General features: G+C 65.6%; 20 protein-coding genes, 3 tRNA genes and 2 pseudogenes. 8 read left to right on the top strand and 17 right to left on the bottom strand.

Going from position 1 to position 20,824, the window contains the following annotated elements:
* Positions 1-28: 28 nt before the first annotated feature.
* The 7 genes from AAFG16_RS21275 to AAFG16_RS21245 all read right to left on the bottom strand — a co-directional run bounded on the left by AAFG16_RS21275 (position 29) and on the right by AAFG16_RS21245 (position 7,045).
* A complete protein-coding gene (locus AAFG16_RS21275) occupies positions 29-232 on the bottom strand; it encodes a hypothetical protein (RefSeq protein WP_283086935.1) in 204 nt (67 codons plus the stop codon).
* A gap of 30 nt (positions 233-262) precedes the next feature.
* Positions 263-1,597 carry a sorbosone dehydrogenase family protein gene (locus tag AAFG16_RS21270; protein WP_342740429.1) on the bottom strand — a complete coding sequence of 445 codons (1,335 nt, stop codon included), beginning with the start codon at positions 1,595-1,597 and terminating at the stop codon, positions 263-265.
* A complete protein-coding gene (locus AAFG16_RS21265) occupies positions 1,594-2,046 on the bottom strand; it encodes a DUF2231 domain-containing protein (RefSeq protein ID WP_342740428.1) in 453 nt (150 codons plus the stop codon). The genes AAFG16_RS21270 and AAFG16_RS21265 overlap by 4 nt, the downstream gene beginning before the upstream one ends.
* A gap of 62 nt (positions 2,047-2,108) precedes the next feature.
* On the bottom strand, positions 2,109-3,068 hold the full coding sequence (locus AAFG16_RS21260; protein WP_342740427.1) for a GDP-L-fucose synthase: 960 nt from the start codon (positions 3,066-3,068) through the stop codon (positions 2,109-2,111).
* Positions 3,049-4,119: a GDP-mannose 4,6-dehydratase gene (gene gmd, locus AAFG16_RS21255; RefSeq protein WP_342740426.1), complete on the bottom strand. Its 1,071-nt coding sequence runs from the start codon at positions 4,117-4,119 to the stop codon at positions 3,049-3,051. Before gmd ends, AAFG16_RS21260 begins: the two co-directional genes overlap by 20 nt.
* Before the next feature lie 127 nt (positions 4,120-4,246).
* Positions 4,247-4,320, bottom strand: a tRNA-Gly gene (locus AAFG16_RS21250).
* A 313-nt stretch (positions 4,321-4,633) separates the two neighbouring features.
* A complete protein-coding gene (locus tag AAFG16_RS21245; protein ID WP_342740425.1) occupies positions 4,634-7,045 on the bottom strand; it encodes an ATP-binding protein in 2,412 nt (803 codons plus the stop codon).
* A 330-nt stretch (positions 7,046-7,375) separates the two neighbouring features.
* Here AAFG16_RS21245 and AAFG16_RS21240 point away from each other — a divergent pair, with 330 nt between their 5' ends.
* Positions 7,376-8,089, top strand: coding sequence for a transporter substrate-binding domain-containing protein (locus AAFG16_RS21240; RefSeq protein ID WP_342740424.1), 714 nt, complete (start codon positions 7,376-7,378; stop codon positions 8,087-8,089).
* A gap of 11 nt (positions 8,090-8,100) precedes the next feature.
* On the opposite strand, the gene AAFG16_RS21235 is transcribed toward AAFG16_RS21240, so the two are convergent.
* Together AAFG16_RS21235 and AAFG16_RS21230 are read right to left on the bottom strand one after the other, a co-directional pair.
* Entirely contained in the window at positions 8,101-8,304 is a 204-nt protein-coding gene (locus AAFG16_RS21235) for a hypothetical protein (protein WP_342740423.1), read from the bottom strand.
* A gap of 18 nt (positions 8,305-8,322) precedes the next feature.
* A complete protein-coding gene (locus AAFG16_RS21230; RefSeq protein WP_342740422.1) occupies positions 8,323-8,502 on the bottom strand; it encodes a hypothetical protein in 180 nt (59 codons plus the stop codon).
* A 194-nt stretch (positions 8,503-8,696) separates the two neighbouring features.
* Here AAFG16_RS21230 and AAFG16_RS21225 point away from each other — a divergent pair, with 194 nt between their 5' ends.
* Positions 8,697-9,077 carry a YciI family protein gene (locus tag AAFG16_RS21225; RefSeq protein WP_342740421.1) on the top strand — a complete coding sequence of 127 codons (381 nt, stop codon included), beginning with the start codon at positions 8,697-8,699 and terminating at the stop codon, positions 9,075-9,077.
* A 9-nt stretch (positions 9,078-9,086) separates the two neighbouring features.
* On the opposite strand, the pseudogene AAFG16_RS21220 reads toward AAFG16_RS21225, so the two are convergent.
* Positions 9,087-9,677: pseudogene (locus AAFG16_RS21220) on the bottom strand (TMEM175 family protein).
* A 128-nt stretch (positions 9,678-9,805) separates the two neighbouring features.
* Between AAFG16_RS21220 and AAFG16_RS21215 the strand changes: the two are divergent.
* A complete protein-coding gene (locus AAFG16_RS21215; protein ID WP_342740420.1) occupies positions 9,806-11,863 on the top strand; it encodes an ATP-dependent helicase in 2,058 nt (685 codons plus the stop codon).
* 61 nt (positions 11,864-11,924) lie between these two features.
* On the opposite strand, the gene AAFG16_RS21210 is transcribed toward AAFG16_RS21215, so the two are convergent.
* The 4 genes from AAFG16_RS21210 to AAFG16_RS21195 are packed head-to-tail and all read right to left on the bottom strand — an operon-like array spanning position 11,925 to position 15,040.
* Positions 11,925-13,172, bottom strand: a complete 1,248-nt coding sequence (locus AAFG16_RS21210) for an amidohydrolase family protein (protein WP_342740419.1) — start codon at positions 13,170-13,172, stop codon at positions 11,925-11,927.
* Positions 13,173-13,185: 13 nt separating this feature from the next.
* Positions 13,186-13,689: a GAF domain-containing protein gene (locus AAFG16_RS21205; protein ID WP_342740418.1), complete on the bottom strand. Its 504-nt coding sequence runs from the start codon at positions 13,687-13,689 to the stop codon at positions 13,186-13,188.
* Positions 13,686-14,330 (bottom strand): MFS transporter, encoded by a 645-nt coding sequence (locus AAFG16_RS21200; RefSeq protein ID WP_342740416.1) that lies wholly within the window; start codon positions 14,328-14,330, stop codon positions 13,686-13,688. The genes AAFG16_RS21205 and AAFG16_RS21200 overlap by 4 nt, the downstream gene beginning before the upstream one ends.
* The gene (locus tag AAFG16_RS21195; protein ID WP_342740415.1) at positions 14,252-15,040 is read right to left on the bottom strand and encodes an MFS transporter; all 789 of its coding nucleotides are present in this window, start codon (positions 15,038-15,040) and stop codon (positions 14,252-14,254) included. The genes AAFG16_RS21200 and AAFG16_RS21195 overlap by 79 nt, the downstream gene beginning before the upstream one ends.
* A gap of 112 nt (positions 15,041-15,152) precedes the next feature.
* Between AAFG16_RS21195 and AAFG16_RS21190 the strand changes: the two genes are divergently transcribed.
* Complete coding sequence (locus tag AAFG16_RS21190; RefSeq protein ID WP_342740414.1) at positions 15,153-16,076, top strand: LysR family transcriptional regulator; 924 nt, start codon at positions 15,153-15,155, stop codon at positions 16,074-16,076.
* Positions 16,077-16,221: 145 nt separating this feature from the next.
* Positions 16,222-17,251: pseudogene (locus AAFG16_RS21185) on the top strand (LLM class flavin-dependent oxidoreductase).
* 15 nt (positions 17,252-17,266) lie between these two features.
* On the opposite strand, the gene rlmB reads toward AAFG16_RS21185, so the two are convergent.
* Positions 17,267-18,094, bottom strand: a complete 828-nt coding sequence (gene rlmB, locus AAFG16_RS21180) for a 23S rRNA (guanosine(2251)-2'-O)-methyltransferase RlmB (protein ID WP_342740413.1) — start codon at positions 18,092-18,094, stop codon at positions 17,267-17,269.
* Between the two features lie 207 nt (positions 18,095-18,301).
* Here rlmB and AAFG16_RS21175 point away from each other — a divergent pair.
* Positions 18,302-18,387, top strand: a tRNA-Tyr gene (locus tag AAFG16_RS21175).
* 194 nt (positions 18,388-18,581) lie between these two features.
* On the opposite strand, the gene AAFG16_RS21170 is transcribed toward AAFG16_RS21175, so the two are convergent.
* A complete protein-coding gene (locus AAFG16_RS21170; RefSeq protein ID WP_342740412.1) occupies positions 18,582-19,079 on the bottom strand; it encodes a hypothetical protein in 498 nt (165 codons plus the stop codon).
* A gap of 43 nt (positions 19,080-19,122) precedes the next feature.
* Entirely contained in the window at positions 19,123-19,608 is a 486-nt protein-coding gene (locus AAFG16_RS21165; protein ID WP_342740411.1) for a hypothetical protein, read from the bottom strand.
* Between the two features lie 306 nt (positions 19,609-19,914).
* Here AAFG16_RS21165 and AAFG16_RS21160 point away from each other — a divergent pair, with 306 nt between their 5' ends.
* Positions 19,915-20,382, top strand: a complete 468-nt coding sequence (locus AAFG16_RS21160) for a hypothetical protein (RefSeq protein ID WP_342740410.1) — start codon at positions 19,915-19,917, stop codon at positions 20,380-20,382.
* Positions 20,383-20,550: 168 nt separating this feature from the next.
* Positions 20,551-20,625 (top strand) — tRNA-Thr (locus AAFG16_RS21155).
* The last annotated feature ends 199 nt before the right edge of the window (positions 20,626-20,824 follow it).

Below are 20,824 nucleotides of genomic sequence, written 5' to 3'. Positions count from 1 at the left end.
ACCTTGTTCAGGTCACGCGACGATGAAGCTAACTTCCCAGCGCGTTCTCGCCGGCGTCGCGGCCGGGCACGCTGACATGGACTTCGTGGCCCTCACGCAGCGCCAGGGACGCTGCCGCGATCGCCGACTCGAACGCGGCTTCCTTGGTGGCATATCTGCTCTTGACGTCGCCATCGTGCAGCACGCCCCATTCGTCCTGCACTGGGACAATCGCGTATTGAGCAAGGCCCATGGTCTCCTCCTCCAGCTCTCTCATCCGTGTCTACCGTCGCGTGAGCTGCGGGTGCGCGGCGGTCACGCGCCACACCGTGTTGCCGCTGTCGTCGGCGACCAGCAGCGCGCCTGATTTGTCGATGGCGACGCCGACGGGGCGGCCGCGCGCGTGGTTGTCGTTGTCGAGGAAGCCGGTCACGACGTCCTGCGCGGGGCCGCTCGGCTTGCCGTCCGCGAACGGCACGAATACGACCTTGTAGCCGTTCAGATTCTGCCGATTCCAGCTGCCGTGCTCGCCGACGAAGGCACCGCCCCGATAGGTGCTCGGCAGGCTGGTGCCAGTGTAGAAGGCCATTCCAAGCGGTGCGACATGCGAGCTCAGCGCGTAATCGGGCACGATCGCCTTGGCGACGAGATCGGGCCGCTCGGGCTTGACGCGGGGATCGATATGCTGGCCGTAATAGCTGTAGGGCCAGCCGTAGAAGCCGCCGTCCTTCACCGAGGTCATGTAATCGGGCACAAGATCGGGACCGAGTTCGTCGCGCTCGTTCACCACCGTCCACAGCGCGCCGGTCTGCGGCTCGAAGCTGAGGCCATTGGGATTGCGCAGGCCGCTCGCAAAGATGCGCCAGCGACCGCTGACGCGGTCGACCTCGAGGATGGCGGCGCGATTGTGTTCGGCCTCCATGCCGTTCTCGGTGATATTGCTGTTGGAGCCGACCCCGGCATAGAGCTTCGAGCCATCGGGGCTCGCGACCAGGCTCTTGGTCCAGTGGTGGTCGATCGGCCCGCCCGGCAGCGGCGTCAACACCGTGCCCGGCGCGGTGATCTTGGTGTCGCCTTCCGTATAGGGATATCTGACGATCGCGTCGGTGTTGGCGACATAGAGATCGTTGCCAACCAGCGCGACGCCGAAGGGCGAATTGAGATGATCGAGGAAGACGCTCTGCGTATCCGGAACACCGTCGCCGTTGGTGTCGCGCAACAGCGTGATGCGATTGCTCGGTCCAGTATCGCCGCCCGACGTCGCCCAGGACTCGACATAGCCGATCACGATTTCCTTGGGCCGCTTGATCGGAGCGGATTTCGGCGCCTTGGATTCCACCACCAGCACGTCCCCATTGGGAAGAACGTAGAGGAAGCGGGGATGCTGGAGACCCGTGGCAAAGGCCTTGGCCTGGAGCCCCTGGGCAACCGTCGGCGTCTCGTCCTTCTTCCAGCCGACGATGCGCGCGATGTGCATCGGCGGCAGCCAATATTGCTGGATGTCGGGCAGTTTTGGATTGGCGCCGATTTGGGCCTTGGGATCGCCGCTGCCGTCATCGCAGCCGGCAAGACACAGCAGCGACGAGCACACAAGCGCGCGGGCCATTGAGGATTTCATCGCGCAACTCCTACGCGGTGGCGGTACACCATGGCCCAGCCAAGCCAGCCGGTGACCGGCAGGATCAGCACGGTGATCGCGGACAGAATGAGCCCGGTCGGCCACACCGAGGTCCAGGCATCACGCGTGTGGATCAGCAGGTTGAAAATCGCCAGGATCAGCGCCACGGCGTTGCCGATCAGATGCGGCCACGCCGGCGGCCGCGCCCGCACCAGGCGGTTGCCGAGGAAGTCGGTCAGACCCGCGATCGCCGCCAGCACGCCGAAGACGACGCCGAACAGCAGAAGCCAGGCGGAGAAATCCGCCCACATGATCTCGGCGCTGACGACATAGGCGATGTCAGTCAAGAGCGCGCCGATGAAGCACGCGATCGGGATGGGCACCAGCATCGGATGAATCGGATGGCCCGCGATTTGCGCAGTGGAGCGCACGCGCACAGCTTCTTGCACGGTTGGCCTCGTGTGGCTTTCGCCCTGCCCGACCGGCCAACTCGTGCTTGCAGCGAAGGTTCCTACGCCTGCGCAGTCATGCCCAGGCCGGCCAGATAGGCCGCATAGGCCCGCTTCAAGCCATCGTGAAGCGATGTGGTCGCGCGCCAGCCGAGTCCATTGAGGCGGCTGACGTCGAGCAGCTTGCGCGGGGTGCCGTCGGGACGCGAGGTGTCGTAACTGATCTCGCCGCGGTAGCCGACGATCTCGGCCACGACGCGCGCGAATTCGGCGATGGCGATGTCTTCGCCGGTGCCGATATTGATCAGCTCAGGCCCAGAATAGGTCTTCATCAGGTGCACGCAGGCATCCGCCATGTCGTCGACATAGAGGAACTCGCGCCGCGGCGTGCCGGTGCCCCAGACCACGACATTCGTCGCGCCGGAAACTTTTGCCTCGTGGAAGCGGCGGATCAGGGCGGCGACCACGTGGCTCATCTCGGGATGATAGTTGTCGCCGGGGCCGTAGAGATTGGTCGGCATCACGCTGATGAAGTCGCTGCCATACTGGCTGCGATAGGCCTCCACCATCTTGATGCCGGCGATCTTGGCGATCGCATAGGGCTCGTTGGTCGGCTCCAGCGGGCCGGTCAGCACGGAATCCTCGCGCAGCGGCTGCGCCGCCAGCTTCGGGTAGATGCAGGACGAGCCCAGAAACATCAGCTTCTCGGCACCGTTCTGGTGCGCGGCATGGATCACATTGGCCGCGATCGCGATGTTGTCGTAGATGAATTCGGCGCGCAGCGTGTTGTTGGCGACGATGCCGCCGACCTTTGCGGCGGCAAGGAAGATCACCTGCGGCCGCACGCGCGCGAACCAGTCGAACACGGCGGCCTGATTGCAGAGATCGACCTCGCGGCGATCCACCGTGACGAGCTTGACGTCCTCCCGTTCGAGCCGGCGCACCAGCGCGGCTCCGACCATGCCGCGATGGCCGGCGACGTAGACGCTTTTATCTTTCAGCTCAAACGCTGTGCTTGCCACGGCCGGCGTCCCGTTTTGCCTCCGCCAGATCGCTCGCCACCATCTCCTCGACGAGCTGCGCAAACGTCCGTTTCGGCTTCCAGCCGAGCACCTGGCGCGCCTTGCTGGCGTCACCGACCAGGAGATCGACCTCGGTCGGACGGAAATAGGTGGGGTCGATCTTCACCACGGTCTTGCCGGTCGCCTCATCGAGGCCGGTCTCGTCGACGCCCTGCCCGCGCCACGCGATGCGGCGGCCGACCTGCGCAAAGGCCAGCTCGACCATTTCGCGCACCGAGCGCGTCTCGCCGGTGGCGAGCACGAAATCGTCAGGCTTGTCGGCCTGGAGGATCATGTGCATGCCTTCGACGTAGTCCTTCGCATGCCCCCAGTCGCGCTTGGCTTCGAGATTGCCGAGATAGAGCGTGTCCTCGAGGCCGACTTCGATCCGGGCGACGGCGCGGGTGATCTTGCGGGTGACGAAGGTCTCACCGCGGATCGGGCTCTCGTGGTTGAACAGGATGCCATTGCTGGCGAACATGCCGTAGGCTTCGCGGTAGTTCACCGTGATCCAGTAGCCGTAGAGCTTGGCGACGCCATAAGGCGAGCGCGGATAGAACGGCGTGGTCTCCTTCTGCGGGATCTCCTGCACGAGGCCGTAGAGCTCGGAGGTCGAGGCCTGGTAGAACCGCGTCTGCTTCTCCATGCCGAGGATGCGGATCGCCTCCAGGAGGCGCAGCACGCCGATGGCGTCGGCATTGGCGGTATATTCCGGGCTCTCGAAGCTGACGGCGACGTGGCTCTGCGCGGCGAGATTGTAGATCTCTGTGGGGCGGATCTGCTGCATCAGGCGAATCAGATTGGTCGAATCCGTCATGTCGCCGTAGTGCATCAGGAACGGCACGTTGCCGACATGCGGGTCCTGGTAGAGGTGATCGACGCGCGCGGTGTTGAACGAGGACGAGCGGCGCTTGATGCCGTGCACGACATAGCCGAGCGACAGCAGATATTCGGCGAGATAGGCGCCGTCCTGGCCGGTCACACCGGTGATGAGAGCGATCCGCTCAGTCATATGGCCCTTAAGCTCCCGGCAGCCACCCGACACGGGCGGTCCGCGCGTACGTGGCATCCGTCGATTTGACGCCCTTCTTGGACAGAACGGCCGTCAGCGTCAACTCGTATGGGACCAAAGGGGAATTTGGAGCGGGTGAAGGGAATCGAACCCTCGTATTCAGCTTGGAAGGCTGCTGCTCTACCATTGAGCTACACCCGCGTTGGCGATCCCCTAACACGGCCCGGCGGCGGTCTCAACTGGCCCTGACCGGGCTTTCCCGCCCTGCGAACGCCCTTGTTCCCGGTCCGTCGCCCCACCTCTTAACGACGAGGCGGTTTCACCCTATATTGAGGCTCCCGAAACCAACGAAAGGAGGTGATCCAGTGTCTTATCTCAAGCGCTGTCACCTCGCTGGGATCGCCCGCTAAGCTCCAAGGCTTGGCATCGGGGCGCTCTCAGCCCTGGACCAGCGAGCAAGAAATCGGGCGCGACGGGACTTTCCCGCCGCGCCTTTTTCGTCTGCCGGCGCGCCTCAGGCTGGCGGCTCGCCCCCAAGCACCTCGCGAATCTTCTGCGACAGCTCCGACTTCCGGTATGGCTTGCTCAGCAGCGCCACGCCGGCATCGAGATGCCCTTCGTGGACGATGGTGTCGTCGGTATAGCCGGAGGTGTAGAGCACCCTCACCCCTGGCCGGCGAAGCCGGACGGCTTCGGCCAATTCGTGCCCGTTCATGCCGCCGGGCATGATGATGTCGGTGAACAGGAGATCGAATTTGGCACCCTGGTCGACCAGCGCGAGCGCGGCTGCGCCGTCGCCGGCGGCGAGCGTGCGATAGCCGAGACTGCCGAGCTGGGCGATGACATAGCCCTGCACCAGCGGATCGTCCTCGACCACGAGGATGGTCTCTTGCCCGCGCGCTGTGGCGGGCGCCAGAACCGGCGCCGTCCTGTCCGGCGCCTCGCCCTTCGATCGCGGCAGGAACAACCGCATCACGGTGCCGCGTCCCTCCTCGCTCTCGATCGCGACGGTGCCGCCAGTCTGGCGAGCGAAGCCGTAGACCATGCTGAGTCCGAGACCGGTGCCGCGGCCGGCGCCCTTGGTGGTGAAGAACGGCTCGAACACGCGCTCACGGATGTCGGCCGGGATGCCGTGACCGGTGTCGCTTACTGCGACCATCACGAAGGCGCCGCGGACGACATCGCCCTCGCCGGCACCTTCCGTGCCGTCGAGCTCCCGGTTCTCGGTCTCCAGCGTCAGCCTGCCGCCACCCGGCATTGCGTCACGCGCGTTGACGGCGAGATTGACGATAGCGGACGAAAGCTGCGACGGATCGGCCATCGCCGACCAGGCGTCGTCTGCGAGCCGCGTCACGATCTCGACATGCTCGCCCAGGATCGGCTTCAGCAGCTTCGCGGTCTCCAAAACAAGGGCGTTGACGTCGATTTCTCGCGGCTCGAGCGGCTGGCGGCGCGCGAAGGTCAGAAGCTGCGAGGTGATCTCGGCGCCGCGTGTGGCGGCATCGTCGATGAGCTGCGCGATGGCGGCGAACTGAGGCCTGTCCGCGAGCCCCTCCTGGATGAGCTCGATGGTGCCGGTGATGACCGTGAGCACGTTGTTGAAGTCATGTGCGACGCCGCCGGTGAGCTGGCCGATCGCGTCCATCTTCTGGGATTGGCGCAGCCGCTCCTCGGTCTCGTGTTGCGCGGTGAGGTCGGTGGCGGAGCCGCGATAGCCCATGAAGCGTCCATCTGACCCGAACACCGGCTGGCCGTTGACGCTGAAATGGCGCAGGCGTCCGCTCGCATCACGACCGCGATATTCAAACTTCCGGAACGGCTCGTGACGGTCCAATGTCGCCACGTGCGCGCGCCATTTCTCCGGCTCGGCGTCGTGGTCGAAAGCGGCATCGGTGCGGCGCTTGCCGATCAGCGCCTTGTGGTCCATGCCGAAGGCGCCGGCCCGCTCCGATATGTAGGTGAACCGATGATCCGGTCCGGTTTCCCAGAACCAGTCGGACGCGGTCTCGGCATAGTCGCGGAAGCGCTGCTCGCTCGCGCGCGCATCTTCTTCGGCGCTGCGGCGGATCTTCAGGTCACGTTCGAGATTGGCGTTGGCCTCGCGCAGCTCGCCATAGGCGTACTCGAGATTGGCACACATGACATTGAAGGCGACGACCACCTTGTCCAGCTCGTCGGGATCGTAGGGCGGACGGCGCTCCAGCTGCAAAGGCGGCGGCGGCCGCGCCAGATTGTACTTGCTGACGAAGTCGGCGATGGCGACCAGGTGCCGCGTCACCAGCAGATGGAACATGTAGATGATGAACAGCGAGACGAGAAACGTCTTCGCCGCCTGGCTCGCCAGAATGACCAAGGCACGGTGCAGCAATTGCTGATACACCTCGCTCAGCGTCGCTTCGACGTGAAGCACGCCGATCGCGCGCGCGGTCCCCCGCACGATGGTGGTCAGGGGATAGTCACGCGTCACGATCGAACGGGTGTTCGGCTCGCCGACCGCAACACGGATCGGATTGGGGCGATCGGCGATCTCGCGCACTTCGGCGGCGCGGATGTCGGGCAGCCGCAGGATACCGTCGAGCTGGAGCCTGAGCTGGTTCTGGTCGAGATTCCACAGGCTCTCGCCGAGGCTGCCGGTGGTGCTGCGGCCGATCTCGTCGAGCCGCGTCTCGATGACGCCGACCTCGCGCTCGTAGTCGAGATAGAGCTGCAGCGCGGTCAGCATCAGCGTGACGATGGAGCTAAACAGCAGCACGGCAGCCAGCAGGCGCGGCCCGACGCCGCTGCGTGACCAGTTGAAGACCCGCGACAGCAACGCTCCGATCATCGCCGGCGCAAGCGCAACGCCGATCCCGCCCAAATCCTGCTTCGCGGCCGCCGGGGCAACGGCGCGGCTGCGCTTGCAGTCCCCATCGCCTGAGTCACCCATGCACCATGTCCCGGGAATGGCGGCACCTGCTCCGGCCAGCGAGTGGCGGCCGCGAGCAATTCGACAGTCCAGATTCTCTTCACGCGAGGCTTGGCAATCCTGTCGGCCCATGGGCGGCTTGAGGTCGGCGGGGTCATATCTTGCGCCCAGCAGCAGGACTCTGGCGCAAGCTACCACCTCGCGTGCTAGAATGACATCGCTGAAAGTCCGGAATCGCCTCATATCGCGGGCGAGCGTCAGTAGGTGCGGCCGTCGCGCAGGCGCCACCCCGGGTAGATCGCGCGGGCCTCCGAATCCAGCGGTAGTAAGGTTCGACAAAGGAGAAGCGTGATGTGGCGGATTGCCGTCGCCTGGCTGTCTTTGCTCGCAGCCGCTCCATCGCAGGCGCAAGACCTGATCCGGCTGGCGCGCATCGCCGACATCCCCGATCAATATGTCGGCGGCGAGATGCTGCAGGCTGTCTACGCCAAGCTGAACATCAAGCTCGAATTTGAGGACGTTCCCGGCAAGCGGGCGCTCGCACTGTCGAGCGCCGGAGAGGTGGACGGCGAGATCCAGCGGATCGGGACGCTCTCCCGCGACTATCCGACGCTGGTCCAGGTCACGCCGGCGATCAACTACATCGAGCCCGCGGTGTTCACGACGAAACTGCATTTCGATGTGGCCGGCTGGAATTCAATTCAAGACTACAGCATCGGCATCGTCCGCGGCGTCGGCTCGTCGGAGGCCGGCACGCGCGGCATGGCCCGCGTCACGGCGACGACCAGCCTGGAGAGCATGGTCAAGATGCTCGATGCGGACCGCTTCGACGTGATGGTCACCGACCTCTTCAGCGGGCTCGTCGCCGTGAGGAAGCTCAACCTGCAGGCCAGGATCTACCCGCTCTCGCCTCCGCTCGAGCGCATCCACATCTATCACTATTTGCACGAACGCCATCGCGCTCTGGTGCCTGAGGTCGGCAAGGTGATCGCGCAGATGGAGGCGAGCGGCGAACTGGCAAATCTGCGGGAGACGCTGGTCAAGCAGGTCCTCAGCGCACCGTAACCGGCACAGGCTCAAGTCGCGCGAAGCCGCTCGCGAAAGGCAACGGCGGCAATCAGCACGCCGAGACACCAGGCCACGACCGCCCGGTGAGGCTCTTCGCCGAGGAGCACGGTGAAGATGCTCGTGACCAGGCATGGCGCGATCGCGTTGCCGTTCCGGCTCGCCAGCGAGAACAGGAACGGCAGCGCAGCGATCGAAATTTGCAGGACGCTCATCCGCAACGACTGGTTGCGTCAAAAGCCACAGACATTCAGCGCGCGCGGGCGCTTGCCGCGCCGGCTCTCGACAATGCGCTCGCCACCATTCTCGGCCGAGCTTCCGTAGTAGCGATGGTGACCGCTCTGGTCGTGCAGGTCGGCTGGCTCGGACTTCCCCGCCCGACGCGCGTCGCAGATGATCTTGATGGTCGACATGGCCGCCTCCGAAGTGTTCTTGGTGGCCATCAGTCGCGCGGGTTCCGGGCGGCGTTCACACGTCCGAGCGGCAATCGGGTTTCGGGACGGTTTCGTCGCTAGGCCCTGACGCAATATTTTCCGCATTGCTATTGTCGGCACAGGCTGTGGTGGTACGTCCTTTGGACGCGCGCAGCGGAATCAACGAGGTGACGATGCTTTACGCCATCCTGGCCTACCATGTGGAAGACGAGATCCAGTCCTGGACGCCGGAGCAGGACGCCGCGGTCGTGGCCAAGGTCATCGCGGTGCAGGAGCCCATGAGGGCCAGCGGACTGCTTGGTCCGGCCGCGCGCCTCGACGAGACCCGAAAGGCCCGCACCTTGCGCGGCGCCGGCGCCGGCATGGTGCTGGACGGTCCGTTTGCCGAGACCAAGGAGCAGCTCCTGGGCTTCCACCTCGTCAACTGCGCCGGGGATGACGAGGCCATCGCGGCGGCGCGGAAGCTGCGTGAGGTCAATCCGACCGCGGTCTACGAAATCCGCCCCGTCATGCTTTACGTCCCGGCCGACGGGTTCGGCGCGACGCCCGACTGATCCGGGAAGTTAGGGCTCCTGGCCCGCCGGCGCGGCATAGAAGCGCCGGATCAGCAGCCCGCCGAAAGCGACGAACCACAGGAAGGGCGCGATATGCGGCGCGAACGCCGCAACGATGCTGCCCGGAATGAACACCAGCAGCGGAAACAGCTAGGCCATGGTCTCACGCCGCCAGCCGCCCAGGATCGTCCACCACAGCCAGGCATTGAGGCCGGCGATCACGGTCAAATGCAGGCCGTAGAGCACCGCCACCGCGCTGCTCATGGCGTAATTGATGTAGAGGCCGTTGGTCACCGGCAGCAGCACGATCGAAAGCAGGAAGAACAGATTGAGGATCACCGCGCCGCGGCTGCCGACCGCCTGGCGCGCCAGCCGGCGGTGGTGGCTGATCCAGAACAGGCCGGCGATGATGAAGCTCAGCGCAAAGCCCGCGAGCTTGCCGGAATAGACCTGGGCGAGATCGCTCCAGCCGGGCGCGCTGGTGAACACCGCGGCCCTGGGCAGGTCATAGGCGAGCAGCGTCATGGCGACGCCGAAGATGGTATTGCTGAGCGATTCCAGCCGCCGCATCTCGAACTGGTCGGGCTTGAGATCGGTCATGCCGGTGCGCGCTTTTCGGGCTGGAACCTTGGGCCGTGTTGTCCCTAGGTCTTAACACCGGTTCCGTCCAGCCGCATTGCGATTCGCGCTGGGATCGCCGACCCTGTTGCCTTTCACCGGGGCGATTCGTGGCGACATATCTGGACACGCTCAATGCGGAGCAGCGCCGCGCCGTCGAGCATGGCGTGGCCGATGGCGCGACCGTGGGCGCTCCCCTGCTCGTCATCGCCGGCGCGGGCTCCGGCAAGACCAACACGCTGGCGCACCGCGTCGCGCATCTGATCGTCGCGGGCGCCGATCCGCGCCGCATCCTCCTGATGACGTTCTCGCGCCGCGCCGCGGCCGAGATGGCCGGCCGGGTCGAGCGCATCGCGCGCAAGGTGCTGGGCGAGAACAACGCCGCCATCATGCGCGATGCGCTGACCTGGGCCGGCACATTCCATGGCATCGGCGCGCGGCTCCTGCGCGAATATGCCGAGCGGATCGGCGTCGATCCCGCCTTCACCATCCACGACCGCGAGGATTCCGCCGACCTGATGAATCTGGTGCGGCACGAGCGCGGCCTGTCGAAAACCGAGAGCCGCTTTCCGGCCAAGGGCACCTGCCTGTCGATCTATTCGCGCTGCGTCAATGCCGAGATGGAGATCGAGAAGGTGCTGGGGCAACATTATCCCTGGTGCGCCGGCTGGGCCGCGGAGCTGAAAGGCCTGTTCGCCGCTTACGTCGAGGCCAAGCAGGCCCAGCACGTGCTCGATTACGACGATCTCTTGCTCTACTGGTCGCAGATGATGAGCGATGCGCTGATCGCCGAGGAGATCGGCGGCCGCTTCGATCACGTGCTGGTCGACGAATATCAGGACACCAACCGCCTGCAATCCTCAATCCTGCTGGCGCTCAAGCCTGACGGGTGCGGGCTCACCGTGGTCGGCGACGACGCGCAGTCGATCTACTCGTTCCGCGCCGCGACCGTGCGCAACATCCTGGAGTTTCCCGCGAGCTTCTCGCCGCGCGCGGAGATGATCACGCTCGACCGCAATTACCGCTCGACGCAAGCCGTGCTGGCGGCGGCCAACGGCGTCATTGGACTGGCGCGGGAGCGCTTCACCAAGAATCTCTGGACTGACCGCAGCGCCGGGCAGAAGCCGCAGCTCGTCACCGTGCATGGCGAGGCCGACCAGGCCCGCTACATCGTCGAGCAGGTGCTGGCCAACCGCGAGCAAGGCGCGCTGCTCAAGCACCAGGCGGTGCTGTTCCGGACGTCCTCGCATTCGGGCCCGCTGGAGATTGAACTCACCCGCCGCAACATCCCGTTCGTGAAATTCGGCGGACTGAAATTCCTCGACGCCGCACATGTCAAGGACGTGCTGGCCTTGCTGCGCTTTGCCGAGAATCCGCGCGACCGCGTCGCAGGCTTCCGCATCCTGCACCTGTTGCCGGGCATCGGACCTGCGACCGCGCAGCGCGTGCTCGACCAGATGGCTGAAAGTACCGACCCATTGCACACGCTCGGCCAGCTTCCGGTGCCGCCGCGCACGGGCGCGGACTGGACCGACTTCGTCCGCACGACCCAGAATCTGCGCTATTCGGAATGGCCGGCCGACCTCGAGCGCGTGCGGCTCTGGTACGAGCCGCATCTCGACCGCATCCACGAGGATTCCGAGACGCGGCGCGCCGATTTGATGCAGCTCGAGCAGATCGCGAGCGGCTATTCCTCGCGCGAGAAATTCTTGACCGAGCTCACGCTCGATCCGCCGGATGCGACCAGCGACAAGTCCGGGCCTCCCTTGCGCGACGAAGACTATCTGATCCTCTCCACCATCCACTCCGCCAAGGGCCAGGAGTGGAAGTCGGTGTTCGTGCTCAACGTCGTCGACGGCTGCATGCCCTCCGATCTCGGCGCCGGCACCAGCGCCGAGATCGAGGAGGAACGCCGCCTGCTCTATGTCGCGATGACCCGCGCCAAGGACGATCTGCACCTCGTGGTGCCGCAGCGCTTCTTCACCCACGGCCAGCAAGCCAAGGGCGACCGCCACGTCTACGCCTCGCGCACCCGCTTCATCCCGGAGCAGCTGGTCTATCTGTTCGAGCGCACCGCCTGGCCGAAGGCCGCCGCAGGCGCGGCCCGCAGCGCGGCGCAGGGCCCGAAGATCGACATCGGGGCGAAGATGCGCGGGATGTGGCGGTAGCTACGCCTTTTTTGACGCGTTTTCTTTACGCGAACCGGTATCCACTTCGCTTGAAAGCGCTTTAGGCGTTCAGCCTGTCGAACTGGACCTTGCCGGCCTTCATCACCATTGGTATGTGCTCGCCCTGGCCAAGCAGGCAGGCGACATCGCGCAGCGGATTGCCGTCGACCACCAGCAGGTCCGCGATGGCTTCGGGCGCGATGCGGCCGAGCTTGCCCTCCATGCCGAGCACTTCGGCGCCGATCAATGTCGCGCTGGCAATGACGGCGCGCGGGCCGAGGATCTCGGCACGAATGCGAAACTCGTCGCTCTGCAGGCGTTGGGACGGTCCGAGCAGGTCGCTGCCGAACCCCATCTTCACGCCGGCGTCGCGATAGATCGCAAGCGAGCGCAGGCCGGCGTCGCGGACATCGGCGATCTTGGCCACGCTCTCGATCGGCAGGCCGTATTGAGCGCCCTCGTTGGCCAGCGCCTCGTAGGTGACGAGCGTCGGCACCACATAGACGCCCTTCTCGGCCATCAGCCGCGCGGTCGGTGCATCGACCAGATTGCCATGCTCGATGGTGCGCACACCGCAGCGAACCGCGCGCTCGATGGCGGCAGCGGTATAGGCATGGGCAAGCACATAGGTCTGGCGCCCGCGCGCTTCCTCGACGATGGCGCGGATCTCGTCCTGGGAGTAGCCGAAGGCACCAACCGGGTCGGTCGGCGACGCGACGCCGCCGGAGGCCATGATCTTGATCTGGTCGGCCCCCATCTGCAGTTCTTCGCGCGCAGCCTTGCGCACGCCGTCGACGCCGTCAGCAACGCGCGCCAGCGCGCCGACACGTACGCAGCATGGACAGGGTGCGTCGCTCGCGAGATAGTCCGAACGCGCCCGCATGTCGCCGTGTCCGCCGGTCTGGCTGAGCGCGCGGCCGGAGACGAAAAGGCGCGGGCCATCGGTCAGGCCGGTCTCGATCGCCTGCTTGAGCGCATGGCCGGCGCCGCCGGCATCGCGCACGGTGGTGAAGCCACGCCGCAGCATGCCGCGCAGCAGCAGCGTCGAGCGCAACGTCACCAGCACGTTCGGCATGTGCACCTGTTGCGCCAGGTTGAGCTCGACCGCGATCGCGTGCACATGCAGGTCGATCAGGCCCGGCATCAGCGTCTTGCCCTTCAGATCGATGGTGCGGTCGGCGCTGGCCTGGATCGGCCGGTCGGCGGTCTCCTTGATCAGGTTGTCCTCGACCAGCACATGGTGCCCCTCCAGCAATTCCGGCTGAAGCGGATCAAGCAGTGCGGCGTTCTTGAAGAGGATGCTTGGCATCGCGACAGTCCTGTCAGAGGTGGGCCGGCGCGAGCAGCGCCGGCAGGGTGAGCTGAGCAAAGGGAAGGCACGCGGCGATATCATCTTCGCCGTACCACCCCGCCTCGTGAAGCAGATTCAGCGAGCCGAGCGTGCGCCCGCGCCAGCGCACGGGCATGTTGAGCACACTCTCGCAGCCGAGCGAAGCGATCAGCTCGTGATCGGGGAAGACGGCGCGCAGATCATCCCGGGTGCGGCCGATATAGGCCTCGCCGCGGTCGAGCACGGCCTCGGTCCAAGGCCCCGGCGCGAGGCGCTTGCGCCCGCCCGTCGGGTAAGGCCCGGGGAGATTGGAATAGATCCGCGCCGCTTCGCCGCTGTTGCCATCATAGGTCAGGATCGTGAACAGCTTGTGCCCGATCGCCGACTTGACGGCCTGGTCCAGCGCCGCGAACAGCGCATCCGGCTGGTCCGCCCTGCCCTGCGCGGCCGCGACGGCGCAGAGGAGCGGATCAGCCTTGGATTTCGTCGGCGTCATGCCACTTCACCCGCGGCAATCTCTTCCAGCGAACGGCCGCGGGTCGGCACGCCCATCAGAACGACGGTGACCGCCCCGAGCAGCAGCACGGTGGTGGTGACGCCGAACACGCCGGCAAAGCCGAAGCTCGGGTAGAGATAGCCGACCAGAATCGGCGAGACGATCGCGCCGATGCGGCCGATCGCCGACGCGAGGCCTGCGCCCGTGGTTCTGACCGGCGTCGGGAACACCTCGGCGGTGTAGGCATAGACGCCCGCATAGGTGCCGTTCATGAACAGAGACAGGAAGATTCCCGCCGCCATGATCTGCTGGTCGCTCTGCGCGAAGGCGAGCCCCAGCGCACTGACGCCGCCGAGCAGCATGTAGGACGCAATCGTCGCCTGCCGGCCAATGCGCTCGTTGAAATACGCGGCGCTGAAATAGCCGGGGATCTGCGCGCAATAGATCGCGATCGAATAGGCAAAGCTCTTGGTGATGCTCATGCCGTTCTGGACCAGCAGGCCGGGAATCCAGACGAAGAAGGAATAGTAGCTGAAGGTAATCGCAAGCCACATGATCCAGGTCATGATGGTGATGCGCGCCTGCCGGCCAGCGAGCAGCGCGGCGAAATTGGCGAGCAGCGTCCCGCCGGCGGCCGGCACTGTTGCTTCGACGACCGGCTGCGGCAGGACATGCCCCTGCGCGCAAAGCCCGCCTCGATCCTGTCGAGCAAGGCTTCGGCTTCCTTGCCCCTGCCCCGGCTCTCGAGCCAGCGCGGCGATTCCGGCAGCGCCCGGCGCCACCAGAGCAGCATGACCACCGGCACCGCCGTGAGCACCAGCACGATGCGCCAGCCGTTGTCGGAGGCGGGCACGATGAAGTAGCCGAGCAACGCCGCGGCGACGAAGCCGAAGGAGAAGAAGCCGGCCAGAGCGCCGGTGAAGCTGCCGCGGTAACGCCGCGCCACGAATTCCGCGAGATAAGGCGCGATGATCGCGCTTTCCGCGCCGGTGCCCATGCCGGCCACGACACGCGCGGCGAAGAAGGAAGGCCATGTGTCGACCATCGCGCTGACGATCGATGCCGCGCAATACAGCGCCAGCGCAGACATCATCACCGCGCGGCGGCCGATCAAGTCGCCCAGCGTGCCCGCCAGCAACGCGCCGAACAGGAAGCCGATATAGGTGCTGCTGCCGAGCACGCCGATCTGAACGCTCGACAAATTCCACGCCGTGCGCAGCACCGGCAGGATGAAGGCCAGCACCGCCGCGTCCATCGCGTCGAACATGTAGCCGAGCCCGCCCATCAGCAGCAGATGCGTGTGGAAGCGTGCGAACGGAAGGCGCTCAATGCGCGCCGATATCATCGACATGAAAGTCCCCTTCTGATGTCACGGGCCCGGCGCGCCGCTCGGGAGGGAACCATAGACAAAGTGACATTATCGTCATAATTTATAATCATGATCTGATATATCACCATGGTGAATGTCTTTGTCGTTCCGCGCGCTCGACCTCAACCTCCTGAAAGTCTTCGAGCCGCTGATGACCGAGGGCAGCGTCACGCGCGCGGCGAATGCGCTGCGGATGACCCAGCCCGCGGTGAGCAACGCGCTGGCGCGGCTGCGCGACGCGCTCGGCGATCCTCTGTTCGTGCGAGCCGGCACCGGCATCCGCCCGACCCAGCGCGCCGTGGTGCTGTGGGAGCCGATCGGCGAGGCGCTGGAAAGCGTGCGCGGCGCGCTCGACGAGCAGGTGTTCGATCCCGCACGTGCGCAGACCGAATTCAGCCTGTCGATGTCGGACTACGTCTCCTCGCTGGTGATGCCGAACCTGCTCGGCCATCTCGGCAAGGTTGCGCCGAAATCGCGCGTCCACACCGTGCCCAATACCGTCGTCGAGATTGCCGACCAGCTCGAGGACAACAGGGTCGATTGCGTGCTCAGCGTCTACGTCAACGAGGCGCAGCAACCGGCCGCCATTCGCTCGCGCTCGCTGTGGACGGTCGAGTATGCCTGCTTCATGCGGCGCGGCCATCCGCTCGCCGCCCAGAAACGGCTGGGCACGCGGACCTTCCTGAACGCGGGCCATGTCGACGTGAGCCTCGCGGGCAAGACCATGCCGTCCTACGACCTCTTCCTGGCTTCGCGCGGGCTGTCTCGCAACCTGGTCGCGACCGTCAATCACTACAGCGCCGCCTACGAGGTCGTGCGCCAGTCCGATCTGATCGCCGTGCTCCCGAGCGACCTGCGCTCGCAATCAAGGCACGCGCCGCTTCTGCACGCCATGCCGCTTCCCCTGGAAGCGCCGCCTCGCGTTGTCAGCCTGTTCTGGCACCAACGCAACGACACGGTACCGGCCCAGCGCTGGCTGCGCGAGACCCTGGTCGAGATGTTCGCCGAGTCCGACTGAGCACGCGGATACAAGCCCGAAACCGGTGACAAAGCGGAAACGGTGGGTTTCTCAGAGCAGCATTGTTGCGCCGCCCCATGCGGCCTAGCTCCACCGCAAAACGACGCCCCACCGTGACAGCAAGCCCCCCGCAGAGATCTCACCTATGACCGCACCGCTTGAATTCGGACTGGATACCTTTGGTGACGTCACCAGGGACGCCTCGGGCGCGATGCTTCCGCACGCGCAGGTGATCCGCAACGTCGTCGACGAAGCCGTGCTGGCCGACGAGCTCGGCCTCGACTTCATCGGGCTCGGCGAGCATCACCGCGCCGATTTCGCGATCTCCTCGCCCGAGACCGTGCTGGCTGCGATCGCATCGCGCACGAAACGCATCCATCTCGGCTCGGCCGTGACGGTGCTGAGCTCGGACGATCCGATCCGCGTGTTCCAGCGCTTTGCGACGCTGGACGCGCTCTCGAACGGGCGCGCGGAGGTGATCCTCGGCCGGCTCGTTCACCGAATCCTTCCCGCTGTTCGGTTTTGACTTACGCAAATACGAGGAGCTGTTCGAGGAGAAGCTCGATCTGTTCGCCGCGCTGCTGTCGCAGCAGCCGGTGACCTGGCAGGGCAAGCTGCGTCCGCCTCTGAAGGATCAGCTGGTCTATCCGCCGGTCGAGAACGGCCGGCTGAAGACCTGGATCGGCGTCGGTGGCAGCCCGCAATCGGTGGTGCGCGCCGCGCATTACGACCTGCCCTTGATGCTCGCGATCATCGGCGGCGATCCCGAGCGCTTTGCGCCCTATGTCGATCTCTATCACCGCGCCTTCAAGGAGTTCGGCCGGCCCGTACAGCCGATCGGGGTGCACTCGCCCGGCTACGTGGCCGAAACCGATGAGCAGGCGCGCGAGGAGCTGTGGCCCGATTACAAGGCCATGCGCGACCGCATCGGCAAGGAGCGCGGCTGGCCGCCAATGGGGCGCGACGAGTTCGTCAGCGAGGCCGAGCACGGCTCGCTCTATGTCGGCTCACCGGAGACGGTGGCGCGCAAGATCGCGAAGACCGCGAAGGCGCTTCGTATTTCGCGCTTCCAGCTGAAATATTCGGCCGGCCCCCTGCCGCACGAGAAGCTGATGAAGAGCATCGAGCTCTACGGGCGGAAGGTGGTGCCGCTGGTGCGGGAGATGATGGCGTAGCGGTCGAGGCAGCCGCTACTTCATCAGCCCGAGCCGGCTTGCGCCGACATAGAGCGAGAGCACGGCGGCATTCGAGACGTTGAGGCTCTTGATCTCGCCGGGCATGTCGAGCCGCGCCACGACGCTGCAGGTCTCGCGGGTCAATTGCCTGAGGCCCTTGCCTTCGGCGCCCAGCACCAGCGCAAGCGGCTCGCGCAGCGCGACGTCCGAAAGGTTCTCGGTGCCCTCGCTGTCGAGGCCGACAGTCTGGAAGCCGCGTTCGTTCAGCGCAGTGAGCGCACGGGCGAGGTTTTGCACCGTCACCATCGGAACCAGCTCCAGCGCGCCCGAGGCGGCTTTCGCCAGCACGCCGGTCGCCTCCGGACTGTGGCGCGCGGTGGTGACGATCGCCTTGACCGCGAAGGCCGCGGCCGAGCGCAGGATGGCGCCCACATTGTGCGGATCGGTGATCTGGTCGAGCACCAGCACCATGCCTTCCTGCTTCAGGGTCTCGATATCAGGCGAAGGCAGCGGATCGGCTTCCGCGAGCAGGCCCTGATGCACGGCGTCCGGCGACAGCAGACGGTCGATCTCCTGGGGCCGGACGATCTCTGGCGCGACACGGGTCTCGATGTTGTCTTCCGCGAGCCGCCGGGCGGCGTTCTCGGTCAGCGTCAGCTTGCGGATCCGCCGCGCCGGATTAGCCAGCGCCATGGTGACGGTGTGCCAGCCATACAGGATGACGGGCCCGTCGGCGTGCGAATCGCGGTCACGCCAGGATGGGCCGCGCGCCGATTTTCCGGGCCGGTTGAAGGGCTTAGCCCCGCCGCGCGGGCCTTTCGGTGCAAATTTTCGATCCTTCATGGGCTCGCTTGTGTCACGGGTCCCGGAATATGGCAATTTGGGTGCGAATGGAGGCGATTTTAGCTGTTCGCCTCGGTTGACTTTGCCCCACCGCTTCGCCCATAAACGCGCCCGGTCGCGCCCCCATCCGGGCTGTCGCGGCCTTCACGTTCCATGGCCGTCTTCGGTCCGCCGGCAAGGTCCGGCCCGATTGTGCTGCCGTCGAGCGGGGGAGTGTCCCGAGTGGCAAAGGGAGCTGACTGTAAATCAGCCGCCTCATGGCTTCGCAGGTTCGAGTCCTGCCTCCCCCACCAGCCTTCACTCGCTTCGCGAGCTTCGGCTAGGCAAGCCATCCCAGCACATCATGACGCGAAGTGAGCGAAGGCTGCCGCGCCGTAGCCGACGGGCGTAGGCGGGCCATCCAACGCAGAACAGTCCACGCGCAAAAAACAAAACGCCCGTCCGCATGGGGCGGACGGGCGTCTCGTCAACTCGACCGATTCAGAGATCAGTAATAGCGGCGCAGCACGCGGTGGCCGCCGTAATACGGCGCGTAACGGTGGGCGTAGCCGTAGCGCGGAGCGTAGCCGTAATGCGTGCGCGGCAGGTAGCCGTAGCGGGGGCCGTAGCCGTAGCGATACGGACGGTAGTACGGGCGGTGATAGGGATAGGCGGCGGCGCGATAGCCATAGCCATAGCCGTAATTGGCGGGCGCAACGACCGCGTCCTCACGATAGGTCGGATACGGCGCGAAGGCGCCCGGGCCGGTATAGGTCGGGCCCTGGTTGACGTAATAATACTGCGTGGTCGGCTCGGCGAGGCGCTCATAGGCGCCATAGCCGTATCCATAACCACCACCGTATCCATAACCACCGCAGCCGGTGTTGCAGCCGGAATAGATCGGTGCGATCGGCGCGCAGGTGCTGAAGCCGCAGGCCGCGGCGGGCGCGGTCGCGACGAACATCACGGCAGCCGCCGCGACCAGTCCCGAAATCATTTGACGCATTACTCTCTCCTGTTGAATTCCGTCTTTTGGATTTTGACGTTTCTTAACCCGGCGGCCTGCCGGGAATGGTTGCACGGGGCCGCGGCCGATGAGGCCGCGGATGGTCGTTGAATTCGGGCGCGTAGATCACCGGCGGCGGATCGACGGGCGGATCCATCTGCGCCGGCAGCGGTGCGGACGATGCGCCCCAGCTCTGGTGATAGCTCTCGGCGGGTTTTGGCAGTTTGCGGTTCGCGGGCGGCTCGACCTCGAGCCGGCCATAGCCCGGCCGAAGGCCCAGCGTCGGATAATAGTGGCCGACGTCGTCGGGCTGCCGCTCGGCGATATAGCGCCCGCCATAGATCGTCGGCTGCACCTGGACGTTCTTGCCGAGGCCCCAGACACCTTCGACGACGCTGTAGGACGCGTCGATGTTGTTGATGATGATCGGCACACCGGGACGGCCGGGCACGACGATGTCGAAGCCGCCGCCGGCAATCGCCGTCGCGGGCAGTCCGATCAGAAAGGCGGCGAGCGCCATGGCGCGCATGAGGAGGTCCCGGTTATCCGAAGCACAACCTATCCGATCGCGGCGCAGAGAGGGTTAAGGCCAGCTCACCAAATTCCGGTAAGCCTAACGCCTAAGGATCGACAGCAGCTCAAATGCCGAAAAGCGCGCTAGCGAAGCGTTAACGTGGCGCAGCTCGCCACACGTGCTCAGGCCGCGCAGGGTTGCGTGGCACAGATTACACATCCTGGGCGGGCTCACGTCGATGTGACACTGCACGCGAGAATGCGCGGAACCACTGCCGGAGGTCGCACTTAGCACAGGTCACAACAACATGGAGAAAATGCCATGACGAGCCTGAAGCTTCTTGGCTTGGCCGCGATCGTCGCGTCCACGCTGGCAACACCGGCCTTCGCCCAAGCGACAGTCGACAATTCGGGCCGCTGCACGGGGTTATTCCAGGATCCCAATTGCCAGAATCTGGGCCCCGCCAATTCCACCACTGACCGCGCCTATCGGCGTCGGCACATGGCCCGGCAGCAAGCGAATCCGAATGACGGAACGCGATCGGGCTTCTGGCCAGTGGACACCGCGGGCGCAGTTGCCGGGGCCGCCGTGGGCACCGCGGCAGCCATTGCGTCGGCACCGTTCCGCGGATGGGACAATTCCTACGCCTATGACAATTCCGGCGGCTACGGCCGCAGCGAAATGGGCTGGTACGGCAACTGGGATACCTACGCGGCCCGCAATGGCATCGTTTGCCGGCCCGGCACCTGGGTGAAGGGCGAGGACGGCCGCCGGCACATCTGCCAATAAGCCCCGCAATCCGGCGAACCGATTCAGGCGGCCCCAAGGGTCGCCTGTTTCACGCCGGCAAAACGCTGCCTGCGGGTTCTGGCACTTCCGGGACAAGTCTGGTATTGCGACCGCGCACATACGGATGCGTCGGCGCGAGCGAGTAGCCCGCGCGGTTCCTTGCCAGTGGCCGGCTTAGCTCAGCGGTAGAGCAGCGGTTTTGTAAACCGAAGGTCGGGGGTTCAATCCCCTCAGCCGGCACCATTGGTTGGCCGACACCGCGTCGCGGCCTGACGTAAGAACCAAATCATCAGTCCGGCGTTATCCTCGCACCATAGAGCCGTCTTGCGGAGGTCTAGCGATGGACCCGAATGATCGGACAGCCTTAGCCCTAGCCGCCATCGCCTTGGCCATCGCCCTTGTGGTTGCATCGACAGTCACGTTGGAGCGCGTCAATACCCGT

This window comes from Bradyrhizobium sp. B117 (assembly GCF_038969555.1).
In the GTDB taxonomy this organism is placed as follows: Bacteria; Pseudomonadota; Alphaproteobacteria; order Rhizobiales; family Xanthobacteraceae; genus Bradyrhizobium.
Note: the sequence above shows the minus strand (reverse complement) of the source record. Positions and strands in the feature narration are given on the sequence as shown.

What these genes read in the sequence shown, in the direction of transcription:
- AAFG16_RS21270 (WP_342740429.1), bottom strand. Translation starts at nt 1,597, where the DNA reads ATGAAATCCTCAATGGCCCGCGCGCTTGTGTGCTCGTCGCTGCTGTGT.
- AAFG16_RS21205 (WP_342740418.1), bottom strand. Translation starts at nt 13,689, where the DNA reads ATGACGCCGACGAAATCCAAGGCTGATCCGCTCCTCTGCGCCGTCGCG.
- AAFG16_RS21235 (WP_342740423.1), bottom strand. Translation starts at nt 8,304, where the DNA reads ATGAGCGTCCTGCAAATTTCGATCGCTGCGCTGCCGTTCCTGTTCTCG.
- AAFG16_RS21160 (WP_342740410.1), top strand. Translation starts at nt 19,915, where the DNA reads ATGACGAGCCTGAAGCTTCTTGGCTTGGCCGCGATCGTCGCGTCCACG.
- AAFG16_RS21240 (WP_342740424.1), top strand. Translation starts at nt 7,376, where the DNA reads ATGTGGCGGATTGCCGTCGCCTGGCTGTCTTTGCTCGCAGCCGCTCCA.
- AAFG16_RS21275 (WP_283086935.1), bottom strand. Translation starts at nt 232, where the DNA reads ATGGGCCTTGCTCAATACGCGATTGTCCCAGTGCAGGACGAATGGGGC.
- AAFG16_RS21225 (WP_342740421.1), top strand. Translation starts at nt 8,697, where the DNA reads ATGCTTTACGCCATCCTGGCCTACCATGTGGAAGACGAGATCCAGTCC.
- AAFG16_RS21230 (WP_342740422.1), bottom strand. Translation starts at nt 8,502, where the DNA reads ATGTCGACCATCAAGATCATCTGCGACGCGCGTCGGGCGGGGAAGTCC.
- gmd (WP_342740426.1), bottom strand. Translation starts at nt 4,119, where the DNA reads ATGACTGAGCGGATCGCTCTCATCACCGGTGTGACCGGCCAGGACGGC.
- AAFG16_RS21245 (WP_342740425.1), bottom strand. Translation starts at nt 7,045, where the DNA reads ATGGGTGACTCAGGCGATGGGGACTGCAAGCGCAGCCGCGCCGTTGCC.
- AAFG16_RS21165 (WP_342740411.1), bottom strand. Translation starts at nt 19,608, where the DNA reads ATGCGCGCCATGGCGCTCGCCGCCTTTCTGATCGGACTGCCCGCGACG.
- AAFG16_RS21210 (WP_342740419.1), bottom strand. Translation starts at nt 13,172, where the DNA reads ATGCCAAGCATCCTCTTCAAGAACGCCGCACTGCTTGATCCGCTTCAG.
- AAFG16_RS21190 (WP_342740414.1), top strand. Translation starts at nt 15,153, where the DNA reads ATGTCTTTGTCGTTCCGCGCGCTCGACCTCAACCTCCTGAAAGTCTTC.
- AAFG16_RS21195 (WP_342740415.1), bottom strand. Translation starts at nt 15,040, where the DNA reads ATGTCGATGATATCGGCGCGCATTGAGCGCCTTCCGTTCGCACGCTTC.
- AAFG16_RS21170 (WP_342740412.1), bottom strand. Translation starts at nt 19,079, where the DNA reads ATGCGTCAAATGATTTCGGGACTGGTCGCGGCGGCTGCCGTGATGTTC.
- rlmB (WP_342740413.1), bottom strand. Translation starts at nt 18,094, where the DNA reads ATGAAGGATCGAAAATTTGCACCGAAAGGCCCGCGCGGCGGGGCTAAG.